This window comes from Tenacibaculum sp. AWR4_210 (assembly GCF_056160945.1).
Genome location: NZ_JBSWYF010000002.1, coordinates 499,943 through 520,489 on the forward strand (window position 1 = coordinate 499,943; position 20,547 = coordinate 520,489).

A 20,547-nucleotide genomic window follows, 5' to 3' on the forward strand; every position below is an offset into this window, starting at 1 on the left:
CTCACTAACCAACCATGAAGCAAGAAGCCAACAATATAGAAAAGATTTATCCTTTGACTCCCATGCAAGAAGGAATGCTTTTTCATGAGATCAAGGACGATTCAGAAGCGTATTTTAACCAGTTGTATTACACGGTTAACGGATCTTTTGATAGCGATATTTTTGCGGAAAGCATCCGAATTTTAGGAGAACGACACGATATTTTGAGGTCTGCCTTTGTGTATGATAAAACCGAACGCCCAATCCAAGTAGTACTGAGAAACAGAAGTATTCCCTGTACAATTTTGGACAAAAGAAACGAGTCGGAAGAGACGTATGAACGTTTTTTAACGGCCTACAAGGAGGCAGATTTAGACAAAGGATTCGATTTGATTAAAGAACCCTTGTTGCGAATTACAGTTATTCAAAAGGAAACAGCTGCCTTTGATTTCTTATGGAGTTACCACCATATTCTACTGGATGGTTGGTGCCATGCTATTTTGGTTGAGGAGTTAAATGAAATTTACAATAGTCTTAAAGAAAACAGACCGCTCCAACTTGCTCCTGCCGTCTCATTCGGGACCTATGTGAAGTGGTTAGAAAAACAAGACCAACAGGCGTCGAAAGCCTATTGGAAAAATTATTTGGATGGTTACCAGCATTTGGCCGAAATTCCTTCAGTACCGAGTACAGAGGAGTTAAATGATAGAAACCCCTTGAAGAAATTGGTGTTTGATACAGAAAAAACAGCAATATTGAACGAGGTAGTTAAGGAAATGGGGGTGACGTTGAACGATCTTTTTCAGGCCGCTTGGGGTTTGCTGTTAGCTAAGTATTCCGGGAGCAATGATGTCGTATATGGAAATGTAGTATCGGGGCGTCCTGCCACTTTAGAAGGGATGGATCGCTGTTTAGGATTATTTATCAATACCATTCCAGTACGCGTACAATTTTCTGACGGAGATAGTTTGAGGACCATCGTACAAAAGACCCATACCGATTTTATTGACGGGCTACCACACCATTACAGCTCTTTGGCAGATATCCAAAGTGAAACAGCTTTAAAGGCAGATCTTGTGAATCACGTTATTGCCTTTGAAAACTATCCGCTATCAGAGATGAATGAAGAGGAGGCAGGAGACGATTTGTTCAAAATCTCAAACGTCGCTGTTTTTGATCGTACCAACTATGATTTTGATATTGACGTGGAGCTGGCTAAAGAAATTACGGTTACTTTTTATTACCATCCGGAAAAATACCACCCGGCATTTATGGATAGTTTACTGGCGAGTTTTGAAGAACTCGTACATCAGTTTGCTCACTGTCCTGATCGCCGTGTTAACGAAATACAATGGCTAGCTGCCAAAGAAGAAAAGCAGTTGTTGTTCGATTTCAATGCAACAGCAGTAGATTTTACGAATACACAACCCATACACGAAGTTTTTGAAGCTGTTGTGAAGACTGCTCCTGAGGTGGTGGCTATCAAACACGGATCGCGAGAGTGGACCTACAAATCGTTAAATGAATACGCTAATCAGTTGGCGAATAGTTTGCGCTTAAACGGATTGTCAAAAGGGAGTTTTGTGGGAGTTCACCTCGAAAGAACCCCTGAGTTAATCGCCGCGTTGTTAGCAGTGTTCAAAGCAGGGGGAGTATACGTACCATTAGATATCCAAAATCCGGTATCTAGAACTTTGGAGTTACTGACAGATGGTGATATCTCAGCAGTAATTACGGACAATACCTTGGCAGGAGCGCTGTGCTCAGAGGCACTTCCAAAAACCTTAGGTCAATGTATAGTCATTGATAAAGCGGATACCGAGCTCGGCGTATCTCTGGGCAAACAAGGTGTTTTGTTGAGCGATGGTGTAGCAATCAAAGAAGCAGCGTTAGTTGATGTCAAAGGAAATACTGAGGTGTCAGATTGGGCTTATATGCTCTATACTTCCGGATCGACAGGAAAGCCAAAAGGAGCTATTACCCGCCATGATGGAGCTTTAAACCATATTTATGCAGAATACGCTGCACTCGATTTAAAAGACGGATTTAGTTTTTTGCAAAGTGCGAGTATTGCTTCCGATATCTCTGTCTGGCAAATGCTTGCGCCCCTATTAAAAAAGGGGACGGTGGTGATTGCCGATAAAGCCTGGGTGTTGGATTACGAAAAAACATTTCAGATTTTACGAGATGAAGCGGTGGGTATCGCTGAGTTTGTACCCTCTTACCTCATTGGTTTTGTCGAGTTTTTAAAAGAAAAAGCAACGACAAACTCGCTATTGCCAGCCTTGGAATGGATGATGATGGTTGGTGAAGAAATTCCAGCTCATTTGGTGAACGATTGGAGACGATTGGTACCAAATTGTAGAGTGCTTAACGGCTATGGACCTTGTGAAGCTTCGGATGATATTACGCAATACGAAATTACGGAAGCAATTCCGAGTAACGAGTTCAAAGTTCCTATCGGAAAGCCGATAGCGAATATGAATATTTTTATCCTCGATAACAATGAAAAGCTAGTTCCTATAGGAGTGAGCGGAGAAATATGTGTTTCAGGAATTGGTGTCGGAGCAGGGTACTATAAAGAACCTGAAAAAACGGCTGAGAGTTTTAAAGAGAATCCATTTCTAGGTACTCTCGGAAACAGTATGTACAAAACAGGCGATTTAGGACGCTGGTTACCTGATGGAAATATTGAATTTCTCGGAAGAAAAGACAGACAGGTCAAAATTAGAGGAAATAGAGTAGAGTTAGGAGAAATAGAAGCCTTGTTACGCAGCCATAAGCACATTGCCAATGCAGCGGTCATAGCCCATAAAAAATCGCCCAATGATATCGATTTAATCGCATTTATAGTGCTAGAGAATGCTGTGACTACAAAATTCTCGGATATAGAGTTGCAGTTGTCGGCGTTGTGTAAGGAGGCATTACCGAGTTATATGCGACCTAACCACTACTGTCAAGTAGTGAAATTGCCACAGAATCTCAGTGATAAAGTAGATGAAAAGAAACTTTTAGCTCACTATTTGGAAGTTCACAAAGGGCAAAAGGAAGGAGCGGAAGCAGGGGTTCCTTGTAGTACGCCAACAGAATTGGTCGTAAAAGCGATATGGGAACACGTTTTGCAAAAGTCAGGTATTGGAGCAGCAGATGACTTTTTTGAAAAAGGAGGACATTCATTGCTAGCCATGCGTGTAAAAGCTGCAGTATTAAAGCAGTTGAAAGTAAACTTGGATGTTAGAGACCTCTTTGTTTATACCCAATTACAAGCCTTGGCAGCGCATATTGATGCTACCTTCCAAGGAGCAAAAATTACCGAACAGCTTAAGCAGGTGCGCCCGACAAAAATTCCATTATCCTATGCTCAAGAGAGCGTTTGGTTTCTCGATCAACTTCACGGAGGGAGTGCAGAATATCACATTCCTGCTGCGGTTAGGTTGACCGGAAAATTGGATGTGACTGTCTTGGAAGCTGCGTTAAAAGAAGTAGTAGACCGTCATGAAATTTTACGTTCGGTAATCGATACCTCAGAAGAAGAACCTCATTTACAGTTTTTAGATGCACAAAATTGGGAATTAGTGTTAACAGATAAAACCCAAGCAACGACGACTGTTGAAGAAGATATTTATGCGGCGAGTAAGCGCCCTATAGTACTTACAAAAGATTTTAAACTCAGAGCAGAGTTGTTCCGCTACAGTTCGGAAGAACACGTACTGGTGTTAGTGATGCATCACATAGCAGCCGACGGGTGGTCTGAGAGTATACTCGTAGAGGAATTCTTGAGTGCATACCAAGCAAAACAGCAAGGAAAAGAGGCTGTTTTACCCGAACTACCAGTTCAGTACGTAGACTATATTTTGTGGCAACGTAAAAAGAACAATTCTCTCGAAGAGCAGTTGTCGTATTGGGAAAAGAAACTTGCGGGAGTTGAAATTTTAGAGTTTCCAACCGACTTTAAACGACCTGAAACCCTAAGTACTCGAGGAGCTACCGTCTCTTTTACGATTGCAGAGGAGGAAACCAATGCAATGAGAGCCTTGGCTCAGGCGCAGAAAGGAACCCTTTTTATGAGTTTACTAAGTGCGTTTAACCTGCTGTTGTACAGGTATGCAGGACAGGGAGATATTTGTGTAGGAACACCGATTGCTGGTAGAACCCATCAAGAATTTGAGGGATTAATTGGGTTTTTTGTTAATACCTTGGCTATTAGGACGGAATTGCGTGCTGATATGAGCTTTCAAGAGCTGTTAGCACAAGTGAGAGCAACTGCCTTAGAAGCCTTTAAATATCAAGATACTCCCTTTGAAAAAGTAGTAGAACGCACCACAGGTAAACGTGATATCAATAGAAATCCCTTATACCAAGTGATGTTTACCTACCAAAATACGCCGGAAGTTGCTGATTTACAGTTAGACGGGTTAACCTCTGAGTTACTAGAGCCATCTGAGTTGCAGGTACACAGTGATTTGCACATGATAGTAGAAGAGTCAGGATCGGAACTACAGGTAGAAATTGAATATAGAAAAGACCTGTTTGAAACGGCGACAATAGAACGTTTGGCAACCCATTTTAGCAATTTAGTAAAGGCTGTAGTAACGTATCCAGAAAAAAAATTGGCGAGCTTAGCAATGCTGAGTCCTGCCGAAGAAGCGCAGTTGTTATCGTTTAATGCTGCGAATTTGGAACTCGATTCTGAGGAAACCATTCTCGATCTTTTTAATCAACAAGTGCAACGAAAACCAGAAGCTCTCGCTTTGATTGCTCCAAACAACACCATGAGCTATGGAGAGCTCAATAGTAAGGCGGAATCTCTTGCTGCTGATTTACAGGTGTTAGGAGTGCGTCGAGGTGATTTTGTTCCAATTTGTATGGAACGCGGAATACCTACTGTGGTAGGAATTTTTGCCATTTTAAAATTGGGAGCTGCGTATGTGCCCATAGATCCTTCCAATCCTAAAGATAGAATTCTGTTTATCGTGGATGATTGTAATGCAAAAACAGTTCTGACGCAACCTGATGTTCTGGCAACTGTTCAAGGTACCTCGGAGGTAAGGTGGGTCGACACATTGGCTCTATTGAACAATTCAAAGGAAGCCTCCGTATTTCAAGCTCCGGAAATCATTTCTCAGTCTGATACGGCTTATAGTATTTATACGTCTGGAACCACAGGAAGACCAAAAGGCGCTGTGATTTCTCACCGAGCACTCTATAGTTTTGTCTGTTTTTCTGATCAAACACATCCGTTAAAAGAAGGGGATCGTATGACATTTAAAACCAATTTCGGATTTGATATGGCAATTCCTGAACTTTTCGGTTGGATCAAAGGAGGCGCAAGCATGGTAATTGTTCCAGATGCTACAGTAAGAGATTTAGGGCAGTTTATTAACGAACTCAATCGCCAGCAAGTAACCCAGTTAAATTTAGTGCCCTCGCATTTAACGGCATTTATGGAATACGTATTAGCCAACGATATCGAGATGCCTAGTATTGAGTATTTTTTAATTGGAGGAGAAGTTCTTCCGGTGAGAACGGTCAGAAATTATCAAAAATCGAAGTTGACGGCCAGTTTAGATAATATTTATGGTCCTACCGAAACAACCGTATTCTGTAACTATTACCGAGCGAGTGAGTTGCCTGCAAATGCTGTAACGGTACCTATCGGGAAACCGACTCCAAATGCAGCCATTTACATTTTAGACGACCATTTGAATTTGCTACCGGTTGGAGTAGTAGGTGAGTTGTGCATAGGTGGTACAGGTTTGGGTAAGGGCTATTTAAACCGCCCCGATTTAACAGCAGCAAAGTTTGTAGCAAATCCTTTTGTTACAGGTCAGCGTTTGTACAAAACTGGTGACCTAGCAAAATGGCTCCCGGACGGAAATGTGAGCTATATAGGCCGAAAAGACTCACAGGTAAAAGTCAACGGATACCGTATTGAATTAGGAGAAATTGAAACGGTGTTAAATCAGTGTCAACAAGTAAAATTAGGAGTCGTAATTGCAAAAGAATTACCCGGTGGCGGTAAGCAATTACAGGCTTTTGTACAAGGAGAAACTAGGGAGGTACAGTTAGGCCAAATTAGTGCCGAACTCGGTGAGAAATTGCCAGAATATATGGTGCCTAAGCAGTTGGTCGTTCTCGAGGAGTTCCCTTTGAATAGAAATGGGAAAATAGATAGAAATGAGTTAGCAAAGTGGAAGGCAGTTGAAGAAGATACAACAACGCAAACGGCAAGTACCGTTCTAGAGAAAAAATTACTAACTATTTGGAGTGAGTTATTGAACCGACCTGTGATAGGAATACACGAAAACTTTTTTGAGATCGGAGGACATTCCATTTTAGCCATGCGAATGATAGCTAAAATTCAAAAGCAGTTAGGAAGCATTGTCGACTTAGCCACGGTGTTTAAAAATGCAACTATTCAAGGGCTTGCAGAGGCTATTGAAAAAGGACAGGCAATGGATGGTAGTACCAAAGTAGCCATTTCAAAGGTCGAAGAAGCTGAATTATACCCGTGTTCTCAAGCGCAAAAACGCCTTTGGTTAGCACAACAAATAGCAGAAAATAAGGCAGTGTACAATATCGTCGTTGGTTTTGAAATCCAGGGAGATTTTGACTTGGCGAAGTTTGAGAAAACCCTCAGCTATGTGCTGAACAAACACGAGATTTTGCGCACAAATTTTATTGACAAAGAAGGAATTCCCTATCAAAAAATCAAAAATCAAATAAATAGTACGGACTTTTTTGAGGTGTTGCATACAGAAAAAGAGGTATTGGAGATGGCGCAACAAAAATTAGTGTCAGAACGTGCCTATGAATTTGATGTGAGCTCCGATGCGCTCTTGCGGGTAACGGTGATAACTTCGGGATCTCAACAGGCTTTGATTGTGAATATGCACCACATCATAGGGGACGGATGGTCATTGCAGGTATTGCAAAAAGAAATCGAAACAGCTTATGAGAGCCTGCTTATTCAAGGGAGTATTCCCGCACGCCAACTCACCATTCAATACAAAGACTTCGCGAGCTGGCATAACAAACGATTAGCGGATGCCTCTAATGAAGAGGCCCAGTATTGGGGACGAGTACTCACTGGGGTTGTCAATAGAAAAGAGTTACCACTCGATAAGCCTAGAGGAGCCTATCGCGATACTCATTCCGTGGTAAAAACAGTAGCATTCGGAACGGAATTGAGTAGGGCTATTACTGCGTATAGTACATCTACCGGACACCGTCCTTACCTCGTTCTTCAAACATTACTCAAAGCGTATTTAGGAACCTTTTTAAATACGACTGATGTTCCTCTTGGAACCTTAGTAGCGGGGAGAAATCATCCGCAGTTAGAGGATCAAATAGGATTCTATGTAAATATCATTGTCTTGCGTTCTGTGTGGGAAGTAGCACAGAGTTTCTCGAGTCTATTAACGCAAGTAGCCGAAGAGACAAAAGCGGCATTTATAAGACAGTCACATCCCTACGATTTGTTAGTGCAACAACTTGGATTGGCCGGACAAACGCAGAAAAATGCCCTGTTCGATATCATGTTTGCCTACAATGATGGATTGGAAGAAGAAGCTTTGACGCACCGATTGAGCTTTCAGGAAATCGCGACAGACTTGACTGACGAAGAACATAATAAATACGATTTAATGTTTGAATTTCAATCTGATGCACAAGGTGAATTTACCTTGCAGATTAAGTATTTGAGTAGCTTGTTTTACAAGAGTAGTATAGCTGAAATCGCAACGGGAATACAGCAGTTTTTCGGGGCATTGTTAGCACAACCAGATGCGAGTATGGCAAGCCTAGTGACAAAACCTGTAGCGGAAGTTGATCTAGTAGATGACTTTTCATAATCCCTATTCCCAGTAGTTAATTGAAATAGAAAACAGATGGAACAAAATGTAATACATACACTTTCCAAAACGGCATATTGGAATACGAAGTTAAAAGAGGCGAACAAAACAACGCCTTTTGAGAAAAACCTCAAGGAGGTGGCTCTTCAGGAAAGAATGACTGCAGCTCGTTTGGTACCGCAAGAACTCATGAATGAGCTCTTGAACATGACTAAGGGAAAAGAGATCAACTTATTTAAGCTATTGATCGCTACCATGAGTATCGTGTTATCAAAGTATACAGTATACCGAGAATTATTAATAACAACTAGTACGTTTGCAAGTACTACTAATGACGGAATATCGCGCTTGTTGGCATTGGCAATTTCGTTGGATACCGAAGGGACGGTTCGTCAGTTGTTGGGAGGAATTCACAAGGAACTGCTCACAACTATGGAACAGCAAAATTACGATATAGCTGAGGTAACCGAAGAAGTGTTCGCAGTGGAAGAGCAGGCTAAAAAGTTAAAAAGCATTGCTTGCTACGTCCCTGGAGCCAATATATGGACAAGTGAATTAGAGACTGTTGATTGCTTGGTGAAATTTTCAAGAGCGGCAGAAGATTGTTTTCTCGAGTTGAATTATCAACCAGCAGTTTTTTCGGCTAGCGAAATGGATGTGTTCGCAAAGCATTTAATAGCAGCGCTCGAGCTAGTCGTGAAGGACTTGGACGTCGCCATTGATGAACTGAATTTTACGACTGCGACAGATACGCAGATTATAAATGACGCGATTACGCGCGCAAAAGTCAGTTTTGAGGAAATTCCGGTTATCACACAGTTCGAGAATCAAGTACTACAAACCCCAGAGGCGATTGCAGTAAAAAGTGGCACTACCTCCTTGACTTATGAGGAGTTGAATTACAAAGCCAATCAATTGGCCATGCAGCTTATGAAGTGTAATGATTTTGCGATAGGAGCACATGTTGCGCTTATGGTAGATCGCTCAGAACATATAATGATTGGGGCCTTGGCAGTGTTAAAAGCTGGAGGTGTTTTTGTACCTATTGATATAGCAGCTCCCAAAGAACGCGTGCAGTATTGCTTAGCCGATAGTGATTGTAGTATTGTGCTTACAGAAGCCTGGTACCTTAAATCAGAAGGGTCAGTGAACGGGAAAACGTATTTGTCAATGGACGATATTTCGGGCGATGGAAGTCAAAATCCTGCTCGTCAACGCGCTATTGATGAGGTGATTTACATGATTTATACTTCGGGAACTACAGGGAAACCCAAAGGAACCCTTATTTACAACCGATCGTTAACCAATAATGTAAATTGGTTTAAACGCCAATATGAGTTGACACCGGCCGATAGTACTATGCTGATCAACTCGTACAATTTTGATGGTTGTTATGGATATGTTTGGGCAACGCTCGTGACAGGAGGTGTTTTACACATTCCTAAAGAAACCATCTTTGATCCTGAACAAACCTTGCGTTATATAGAACAAGAAGGGATTACACATATAAAAATAGTACCCTCTACTTTTGGGGTATTGGTGAATTCACCTGCCTTTACGGCAAATCCGACGGCCTGCAAGTCATTGCGTTTGTTAAAACAAGGAGGAGAGGCCATTAATGTAAAGAATTTAGAAAAGTATTTTGAATACTATCCAACAGTGACCTTAGGAAATCACTACGGACCTACTGAATGTACTATTGGTTCCGTAGCGTATTGGATGACCAAAGCAACCTTTCCTGAATTTAAAAAGCAACCCGTTTTAGGAAGGTTGTATGACAATCAGGAAATCTACATTCTGAATGAGAAAAGAGAAATTCAACCTGTAGGAGTTTTGGGAGAAATTTGCATCGGAGGAGCTGGAGTGAGCAAGGGATACTATAAACAGCCTGATCTAACAGCTGAAAAGTTTATTGAACACCCTGTTAAAAATCAGGAACGCATCTATTGTACCGGTGATCAGGGAAGATGGTTGCCAAACGGGACGCTCGAGTTCGTGGGTCGCTTGGACAATCAGGTAAAAATAAGAGGGTACCGCGTTGAGCTCGATGAGATTGCAGCGGTAGCGAAAGAACACCCTCAAATAAGCGATGCTATTTGCTTGTTGTACAACAAAGGAGAGGAGCGTTACCTGAGCTTATGGTTTGTGAGTGAGGTGGCCTTGACGAAGACCGATATGCAGGCTTATTTTACAGAACGCCTTCCCGAATATATGAGACCGCATTTTTATGTCAAAGAAAAGACGATGCCTCTAACACCTAATGGTAAGGTTGATAAGCGAGGATTGTCAGATCCTGCAGAGGCACAGTTAGTCACTGAGAACGCGGTTGTATTACCTACTTCGGACGAAGAAAAGCGATTGGTTGCTTTATGGGAAGCATTGCTAAAGGTGAAGCGCGTGAGTACGACTGATAATTTCTTTGAAATTGGAGGCCATTCTTTAAAAGCGACGCAACTCATGGCCAGTATCCGCAGAGAACTGCAAGTAATCATATCGCTAAAAGACATATTTCAACACCCAGTATTGGCAGACTTAGCGCTGCTAGTTGCAAGCAAAAAAGCTACGGGGTTTGATGAGATTCCGACCGTGAGCCCCAGACCTTATTACGAGCTGTCTCACGCTCAAAAACGCATGTGGATTTTAAATAAGGTAACGGAAGCTGCCGCGGATTATAACATACCACATGTGCTTCAACTACGAGGAACTGTAGATAGAAAATTAATCGAGCAATCAATACAGACCTTGGTAGACAGACATGAAATATTGAGAACGGTTTTTGTAACTCAAAATAACGAGCCAGTACAGCAGGTATTAGATACTTATCGTTTTGAATTACAGTACGAATCTTTAGAGGAACTTTCTGATAATCAAGAGGCTGTTGACGCTGTAGTGCAGCGCCAGGCAAACCTTGTTTTTGACCTTTCAGAGCGCCCACCTTTTGAGGTATTATTACTAAAGATTAATGAGGGAACGTATTTGTTTTTATTGACGCTACATCACATTATTTCCGATGGATGGTCAACAGAGGTGTTTGGTAATGAGTTGTTCCGCTGTTATGCGGCACTCAACAATAACCAAGTACCAAACTTACCGCCGTTGGCTATTCAGTACAAAGATTTTGCGCACTGGCAAAATGCAGAATTGGCGGAAAGTAAATCGACAAAATTAAAAGCCTATTGGCAACAAAAATTTGCAGGGGAGCTAACTCGTTTGGAATTGCCTTACGACGTTTCTGCGAGTGAGTGCAGCGGAAATAAAACGGAAAAATACGAAGTTTCGCCTGCCTTATACCAACAGTTAAAGGAATATGCAAAGGAGAAAGAAACCTCCGTTTTTGTCATCTTGTTAACTGGTTTGAAAGTACTATTGTCGAGGTATACCGGTCAGGAAGATGTGGTGATCGGAACTCCTACAGCTGGTAGAGAACACAGTGACCTAACACAGCAGATAGGTTTTTATGTCAATACTTTAGCACTGCGATCACGAATAGCTCATACGAGCTCATTTGCGGCAATTGTTGAGGAGGTGAAGCAAACCGTATGGGAAGCTCACGAGCATCAAGCTTATCCTTTTGATCTGTTAGTTCAGGATTTGCAGTTAGTCACGGAGCCAGGTAAAACACCGTTGTTCAATGTGTTTGCTTCAGTACAGAATACCACAGCACAAGATTCAGAAACTCCAGAAGCTTTAGGGTTTACTTATGCAAATTACGAGCGTGATTTTGAACATAGCAAGTTTGAGCTACTGATTAACTTTAATGAAAGCGAAGATGCACTGACGGTGGAATTGGATTACCAAGCACAGTTGTTTGAAGCTGGGAAAATGCAAAATTTGGTAAGGCATCTTGTAGAGTTGTTGCGAAATGGAATTGAAAAGGAGGCACTTACCGTTGGGAAGATGAGTTATATGAACGCTGATGAGACCGCATTATTGCAGCGTTTTTCAGGAAGTGTAACGACCCATTTCCCATGGAAGTCACTAGTTGTCGAGTTTGAGAAGCAGGTTCAACAACAGCCCAATGCCTTGGCTTTGAGAGATGATAGTACTTCTTATACGTATAAAGAACTCGCCGCTAGTTCGAATAGGATAGCAAATTACCTGAGAGATGCTCAAGGAGTGACTCCAGGAGAAATCGTGGGAATTTTATGTGATCGAAATGCCGATTATATCATTGCGATGTTGGCAATTGTTAAAGCTGGTGCGGCCTATTTACCGATGGAGCGAAAGTTTACGGCAGCACATATTTCAAACGTTTTAAACATTTCATCCGCTAGAGTGGTCTTGACCGATGTGGATGCAGAGCCTTTATTGGCGAAAGAAGCGCTAGTGCAAGTGAATATTAGTACGCCTCAACTTTTTCAAAAGACGAGTAGCTTACCGCCGAGCTTGCCAGCAGATCAATTGGAAGATTTGGCCTATGTCATGTTTACCTCTGGAACTACAGGTAAGCCTAAAGGGGTGATGGTAAACCATCAAAATATACTGCGACTCGTAAAGGGAATCAACTATTCGTCCTTAACAGCAGAAGATCGTTTTTTACAAACAGGATCGCTGTCTTTTGATGCAGCTACCTTTGAAATCTGGGGAGCTTTTTTAAACGGAGGTCAGTTGCATATCATTGCACAACAAGATTTACTAGATGTAAAAAATTTACACCGAGAAAAAGAGAGTCGTGGGATTACAAAAATGTGGATCACGACGGCCTGGTTTCATCAGTTAGCAGATATTGATGTCTCTATTTTTAAAGGTTTGAATGAAATTTGGGTAGGAGGAGAACGCTTGTCACCAGAGCATTTTGAACGCGTGAAAACAGCACATCCAACGGTGCCGATTATCAATTTTTACGGACCTACAGAAAATACGACATTTTCTACCTGTGGAGAAATCTTCCTTACCGATATGAAGAACATACCTATCGGTATTCCAATCGATAATTCGACGGTACATATTTTAGATGCCAATCAACAACCTGTTCCAGTAGGAGTAACCGGTGAAATTTATTTGGGAGGTTTAGGAGTGAGCCAGGGGTATTTAAACAACCCGGAAGAAACAGAGAAACGCTTTGTGCAACTACCAAAAGTAGCGGAAGGATCTCTATATCGTTCAGGTGACTTAGGGCGCTGGCGAGCGGATGGAAATATCAGTTTTTTCGGACGAAAAGACCATCAAGTGAAAATTCGAGGACATCGTATTGAACTCGACGGAATTGTAGCGGTATTACAGAAACATCCAGCCACCAAAGAAGTGGAAGTTGTTGCCTTGGATTTGCAAGGGGCAGATAAAGTGTTAGTTGCGTATTACACAGCGGATAGTAGCATTAGTGAGGAGGCACTCAAATCGTTTTTAGCGAACGAGTTGGCAGCGTATATGGTACCTAGTTACTATGTGCAGTTGGAGCATATGCCCTTAAATAAAAATGGAAAGATAAATCATCGAGAACTTCCAAAACCAAACGTTACACTTATATCGGAAAACTATACAAGCCCCAATACAGCTACGGAAATAGCCCTAGTACAAATTGTAGCCGAAGTGCTGCAACTCAATTCTGAAAACATTTCAGTACTGGCAAACTTTTTCGATTTAGGAGGACATAGTTTAAAGGCCATAGCCTTGGCCAATCGCGTGGAGGAACGCTGTGGTGTGACATTGCGTTATGCCGAGGTGTTTACTTCAGAACATTTAAGAAGTTTAGCAAGCCGTATAGACTCGGCAGAAAAAGGAACGGGAATTACCATTCCAATTGCTCCTGAACAGGGGCCCTATACAGCGAGTGCATTGCAAAAACAACTCTTTGCATTGTATGAGTTAATGCCGGAAAGTACCGTGTATAACATGCCGGGAGCAGTGCAGTTGCCTAATTCTGTTACGTATGAACAAGTAAAGGCAGCCGTGGGTGCTTTAATAGCGCGTCACGAAAGTTTACGCACTACTTTTTATAGTGAAAATGAAGAGGTATATCAACGTATTAATGAAGAACAACAGGTAGAAGTAGCCGTGATTGCTAATCCGTCAGAAGAGGACTGGAAGGGCTTTGTTACACCGTTTGATTTGGTTCATGGACCACTGTGGAGAATGAGTTTTGTACATCGCGATGAACGAGCTGCGGAATTGTGGGTAGATTTCCATCACAGTATTATTGATGGAGTATCGCAAAGAATTATACAAGAAGAATTACAAGAACTTTTAGCAGGAGCTAGTTTGGCACCTGTAGCATTACAATACAAAGATTACAGTAGCTGGTTTGCTCTACAATTGGCAGGCGACTACGGTAAAAAACTGAAAAACTACTGGACTGAGCGGTTTGCTCAAGAGGTACCAGAATTGCAATTACCTTATAAAGGACGTAAGCAGACAGGCCAAACTTTTGAAGGAAAATCTATAGCCTTTAAAATTGGAGCCGAACAAACACAGTTTTTAAAAGATCTGAGTGCAGCGCACCATGGTAGTTTGTTTACGAGTGTATTGGCTTGTTGGTCATTGCTATTGACAAAATTAGGAGCCACCAACGACCTCGTGATCGGAGTTCCGATGGCGGGAAGGAAACACGCCCAGATAAAGAAGACGGTGGGAATGTTTGTGAATACCTTGCCCATTCGATTGCAATGGGAGGTTGAGGAAGATTTTGGAACTTTTTTGACGAGAACTCAAAAACAGGTAGTGGCCGATATCGAGCAGCAGGAGTATCCGGTACAGCAATTGCTCGACAGTCTTCACGAGCAGCAAATTTTAAGCGAAAATACCCTGTATAAAACCCTTTTTAGTTGGATTACTGCAGAAGATTTTTCAACGGAAATAGAGGAGCTGTCTCCATCAGCAGCAGTAGAAACCTTAGTGGTGACTCCTAAAGATACAGGAGTGAAATTTGATTTGAATGTCAAGTTTTTGCTCCTAGAGGATGAAATTGTCGCTGACCTTGAGTTTAAATCAGCATTGTTTACGGAACGAACAGCAAAAAATATAGTACAGCGCTTTTACCAATTACTAACGGTATTGCAATCGACACCGAATACTTTGATAAGTGACATAGATGTCTTGCTTCCTCATGAAAGAAAGGAATTGCTTACAGAAGTTAATCAAACGTCGGTCTTGCACAGAGATAAAGGAGCTACCTTAGATCAATTATTTTCTAAAAGCGCAGCCCGCTATCCTAGTAATATCGGTTTGGTAGATCCGAAGCGCAGTTGGACTTTGGCAGAGATAGAAACAAAAGCCAATGCCTTGGCGGGTCATTTGTTGGCCTGCGGTGCAGGAGGGAGTCTTATAGGAATTTATTTGGAGCCATGTGCTGAAGTATTTATCGCGGTATTAGCGGCGTTTAAAGTTCGTGGAGCTTATTTACCCTTGGATGTTGATACCCCCAAAGCTCGTATTGAATACACTCTAGAAAATAGTGGTGCAGAGGTGGTACTCACCCAAAGTGATAGACGAGGAGAACTTTCATTTTCCGGTACTGTCGTGTGCTTAGATGACACTTCATGGCAAACAGAGAATCCTGTTTCAGTATCATTGAATACACCAGATTCACTGGCCTATATGATATATACTTCGGGATCAACAGGTACCCCTAAAGGAGTTCGAATTCAACAAAAACAACTGTTGAATTACGTGAATTGGTTTAGTCATAACTATGAGTACGGATCTGACGATAAGGCGGTATTGTTATCGTCCTTTGCTTTTGATTTGGGGCACAGCGCTGTGTTTCCAACCTTGGCAAATGGAGGAACCTTACACGTACTACCGAGAGAGCAGTATTTGAACACATCGTATTTGTCAAGGTATTTAGCTGCGAATGCAATCACCTTTATAAAAACTACTCCGTCGTTTTATGCATTGTGTATAAATGATGCGGAATTTGAATTGGAAAGCTTGGCTACGCTCAGGTACTTAATGTTAGGAGGCGAAGCGATTGTAGCGCGTGATTTGACCTCGTTTTTTGAGAAGTTTCCGACAAAGAAATTGATCAATCACTACGGGCCTACGGAGACTACTATTGGTTGTATAGTCAAGGAATTTACAGCGGCTACGTACCGAGAATTGGAAGAACAGGTAATCATAGGAACTCCAATAGATAATATGAAGGCCTATGTATTAGATACAAACTTACAGCCAGTGGCCCCTGGAGTGAAAGGGCAATTGTATTTAGCAGGAGCAGGGCTTTCACAAGGATATCACGGATTGCCAGATAGTACGGATGAAAAGTTTATTGACAATCCTTGGCAGCCAGGTACAAAAATGTATGCTACTGGTGATGTTGTTTGCTGGTCGGAAAAGTCTGAGTTATTGTTTAAAGGAAGAATTGATGATCAGGTAAAATTAAATGGATACCGCATAGAGTTGGATGAGGTGAAAAGAGCGCTGATAGCCTTAGATGGTGTGCATCAATGCGCTGTTTTGATGACAGACACAAACGGAACTCCAGAGTTAGTGGCGTTTTTAGAGCTTACAAATGCTAAGAGTATCCCGGAGGTAGCACGAGAATTAAGTGAACAAGTACCGCATTATATGATTCCAAAACGACTTGTTGAGGTAAAGGAGATTCCAGTTACCGCCAATGGCAAGTTGAATAAGAAGAAATTACTAGCAAGTTTGAGTCAGGCCGATGCATCAGAGGATGTGTTCGCTAAAAATGAAACAGAACGACGCTTATTGGCCTTGTGGAATCAGGCGTTAAACACAGAAGAAATCGCTGTAAATACCAACTTTTTCCACTTAGGCGGTCATTCGATAAAGGCCCTAAAGCTAATTAACCTGATCGAAAGTACTTTCGGGAAAAAACTCGCATTGAAAACGGTATTTATAAAACCTACGGTGCAATTGTTGGCTAGAGAATTGGAAGCGTGTACTACTGAATTAAAAACGGTGATTGCGCCAGCACCTCAGCAGGAAAGCTACCCGTTATCACATGCACAGAAGAGATTGTGGATGCTTCACGAATTGAGCAATTCAAAGTCAGCCTATAATGTGCCAAAGGTATTTTGGCTTCAAGGAAAGGTAGATGTACTCGCTTTAAGACAAGCATTTGAAGGGATTATTGAGAAGTACGAAATATTGAGAACTGTTTTTAGAGTGGCACAAGGAAGTCCGCGACAAGTAATTTTAGAAGCAGAACGTTTTAAGCAGTTTATTGAAGTAGCACCGTTACCTGTAAAACTAGATCAGGTAGCTAGCTTTGTTAGTGAGAAAGTAAATCGCGTTTTTGATTTAGCGAAGGGACCATTGTTTGATTTTGGGCTGTATACAACTCCTGAAAAAACCTTACTCGTGATGAATTTACACCACAGTATTTCAGACGGATGGTCGGCAACCATACTGTTAAATGAATTATGCGAACGCTACAATGCCCTAACTACGGGAATAAAATATACAGAAACCCCTTTGCAATTGCAGTTTAAAGATATTGCAAGCTGGGAGCTGAATCAGTTTCATGAGGGGAATTTTCAGGCACATCAGGCCTTTTGGAATTCTTATCTATCAGGAGAACGCTCGCGATTTAGTTTGCCGAGGAGTACATCCAAAACGAAGACGTCGAAGTCAGAAGGAGCGACTTTTAGTTATGTACTGGAAGCCTCATTGACCTCAGAACTCAATGAGTTAGCAAAAACGACAGCGAGCAGTGTATTTATGGTTTTATTGGCAGCCTTTAAAGCTACAGCGTACCGCTATACAGAACAGCGTGATTTAATAGTAGGGTCCGTGGTGGCGGGTAGGAACAGGCAGGAATACGAAGACCAATTAGGATTTTTTGTAAATACGGTGGTGCATAGAACTCAAGTAGCACCGCAGCAAAGTTTTGAAGCCCTGCTGCGAAGTGTGAGAGAAAATGTATTGCAAATTGCCGAGTATCAAGACTATCCATTTGATTTGTTAGCTCGTGATTTTGAAGAAGGAATACAAGGAACAACACCATTTTTTGATGTGATGTTTATACATCAAAACGAACGTGAAATTCAAGACGATGATTTGCAGTTAACAGATATCGTAGTTGAAGGAGTTACGGAAGAGTTGCAAGAGAGTAAGTTTGATGCTTCGTTTGTAACGAGAGAAACTCCAGAGGGACTGCGCGTATTTGTAGAATATGACAAACAGTGTTACGATGCTGGCTTTATAGAGCAATTTGTAAAGCACTACGAAAAGGTGCTGCAACAGGTGGTCTCGAATATGAGTATTGCGGTTCAAGACTTACAGTTGTTAACCCCTGATGAAAAAGCGTTACTGAATAGTTTTAATGAAACAACGCAGGAAAAAATATATACATCAATTCATCAGAGAATTGAAGAGAAGGTTACTGAAACACCAGATGCAACAGGGCTGATTTTTGAAAATAGAAGCTATAGCTATTACGAGCTTAATTTAAAAGCCAATGCCTTGGCGTGCTGGATTGAAGACAATTTTGAGCACCGACGTGATCGCATTATCGGGATTTCTATGAGGCGTTCGGAATGGCAAGTGGTGTGCATGTTGGCGATTTTAAAATCAGGAGCGGCCTTCTTACCGGTCGATGCCAAGCAGCCGTTACAGCGTAAAGAGTTGATTTTTAAAGATGCCAACCCCTTGTTTGTCATTGCAGATGACAGCTTGGATTTGACCTTGGAAAACAGCGAGATTGTTGGAGTCGAGCGTTTGGCGAACTATTGTGAAGAATACAAAGGTTGCGTGCCGACGACCCAAGTACAACCAGATGATTTGGCCTATGTTATTTATACTTCTGGCTCAACAGGTGTACCGAAGGGGGTAATGATTGAGCATCGTGGAAATATCAATATGGTTACCGATCAGATTGAGCAACTAGGAATAGAGGCAACAGATACTTGTTTACAATTTGCGAGCTGTTCTTTTGATGCCTCAGTATACGAAATATGCATCGCACTCTACGCAGGGAGTACATTGGTACTTGTAAGTGATGAAACGATTGCAAACCCAGTGAAATTTTCATCGTTTTTACGAGAGGCAAATATCAGTTTTGCGACATTGCCTCCAGCGTATTTGTCAAACCTCGACAGAGGAACCGTGGCAGGAATTCGCGTGTTAGTAACTGCGGGGGAGGCTCCCAACAAGAGCGATGCCGCATTTTATGCAAAAAAACTCAATTATTTTAATGCATACGGACCTACCGAATACAGTGTTTGTGCGACGCTTTATAAAATTGACGGGTCGGAAACAGAAATTCCGATTGGAAAACCCCTCGAGAATACTCAGATCCAAATTTTAGATGCGCAACAACGTCAAGTGCCAATCGGTGTTTGGGGAGAATTGTATCTGTCCGGAGCTGGGATGGCTAGAGGCTATATAAATCGACCGCAAAAAAATGCAGAGAGTTTTGTGCAATTACCAGAAATCAATCAAGAACGCTGGTATAAAACTGGAGATATTGGGAGGTGGAATGCCGACGGGAACATCGAGTTTAAAGCACGTGTCGGTACGACGATAAAAATCCGTGGATATCGCGTTGATAAAGGAGAAGTGAGTGCCGCTTGCTTACAGCAACCCGGAGTTGTAGAGGTAGCGCTTGATTTTAATCCGGAATTACAGTTGTTAACGGCCTTTATGGTCACAGAAACTCCGTTGGATCAAAGTGATTTGAAGCGAGACTTAAGAAAGCAATTACCAGAGTACATGATTCCAGGAGTAATTGTATTTATGGAGCAAATTCCACTCACTACAAATGGAAAAGTGGCCTATGCTGAATTGAGAAAAGAACTGGCTACACAAGACCTCAGTGGACTTAGCAGTCGCGTGGCACCGAGTTCGGAGACTGAAGAAAAATTACTGAGTATTTGGAGTAAGCTTCTCAAGAGAAACAGTATTTCTGTAAGTACAGATGTGAGCTTTTTTGAGTTAGGAGGGCATTCAATAGCCTTGATGGCGATGATTAGTCAAGTATGGGAAGAATTTCATAAAGAACTGCGTGTGCGAGACTTTTTTATGAATCCAACCATTCAAGGTATAGCGGATATCCTAGATAAGCAATCCACTGCTGAAACCCTGTTGGTTCCGTTGAACCAAACAGACTCAGCAAGTCAGATGTTTATGATTCCTCCGGTACTAGGGTCTTCTGTAATGTATAAAGAACTCGCCGAAGCACTGGGGAATGCAGGGGTAGCTTGCTATGGACTGCAATATCCAGGGATTGATTTTGACACTCCATTGCCTGTGAGTATGTCGGACATGGTAGAGCGCATGTGGTGCGAAATTGCTCCGCTAATGCGCAGCGCCAAAAGAAAGTACCTGTTAGGTTATTCTATGGGAGCTTTGCTAGCCGCAGAACTGACAAAATGCGCAAAGCAAGAAGGGATTGATGTCGCATTGATACTCATCGATAAAGATCCGCAAATAGCGTTTTCAGAACTAGCGCACGATGGAGAACATCAGATTGATGATGCCTTAATCGAAGAACTGATTACCGAGCAATTACAAGGAAATGCACTTCCAGAACATTCGAAAGCTCGCGTAGAGCGTGTGGTAGCAAACAACGTAAAAATATTACAATCGTATTGCTTGACAATGGAGGCGGTAGTGACCAATGTTTTGGCTATCGGAGCTGAAGACAGCAGTCAACCAAATAAGATGAATGCTTGGAAAGCATTTAGTTCGGATAAATTTTCAACACAAATAATACCAGGAAATCACTTTAGTATTTGGCAGGAAGCGAATAAGAGAACGCTGTACAATGCCGTCATAAATTTTACAAACCATAACTCTAATCAAAAACTATAAC

The 20,547-nt window shown here is 41.9% G+C and carries 2 protein-coding genes; both read left to right on the forward strand.

The features are described 5' to 3' along the window. Positions 1–14 precede the first annotated feature (14 nt). Positions 15–7,832 carry an amino acid adenylation domain-containing protein gene (locus tag ACXAG7_RS05610; protein ID WP_476666226.1) on the forward strand — a complete coding sequence of 2,606 codons (7,818 nt, stop codon included), beginning with the start codon at positions 15–17 and terminating at the stop codon, positions 7,830–7,832. 36 nt (positions 7,833–7,868) lie between these two features. Then, positions 7,869–20,546, forward strand: coding sequence for an amino acid adenylation domain-containing protein (locus ACXAG7_RS05615; protein WP_476666227.1), 12,678 nt, complete (start codon positions 7,869–7,871; stop codon positions 20,544–20,546). The last annotated feature ends 1 nt before the right edge of the window (position 20,547 follow it).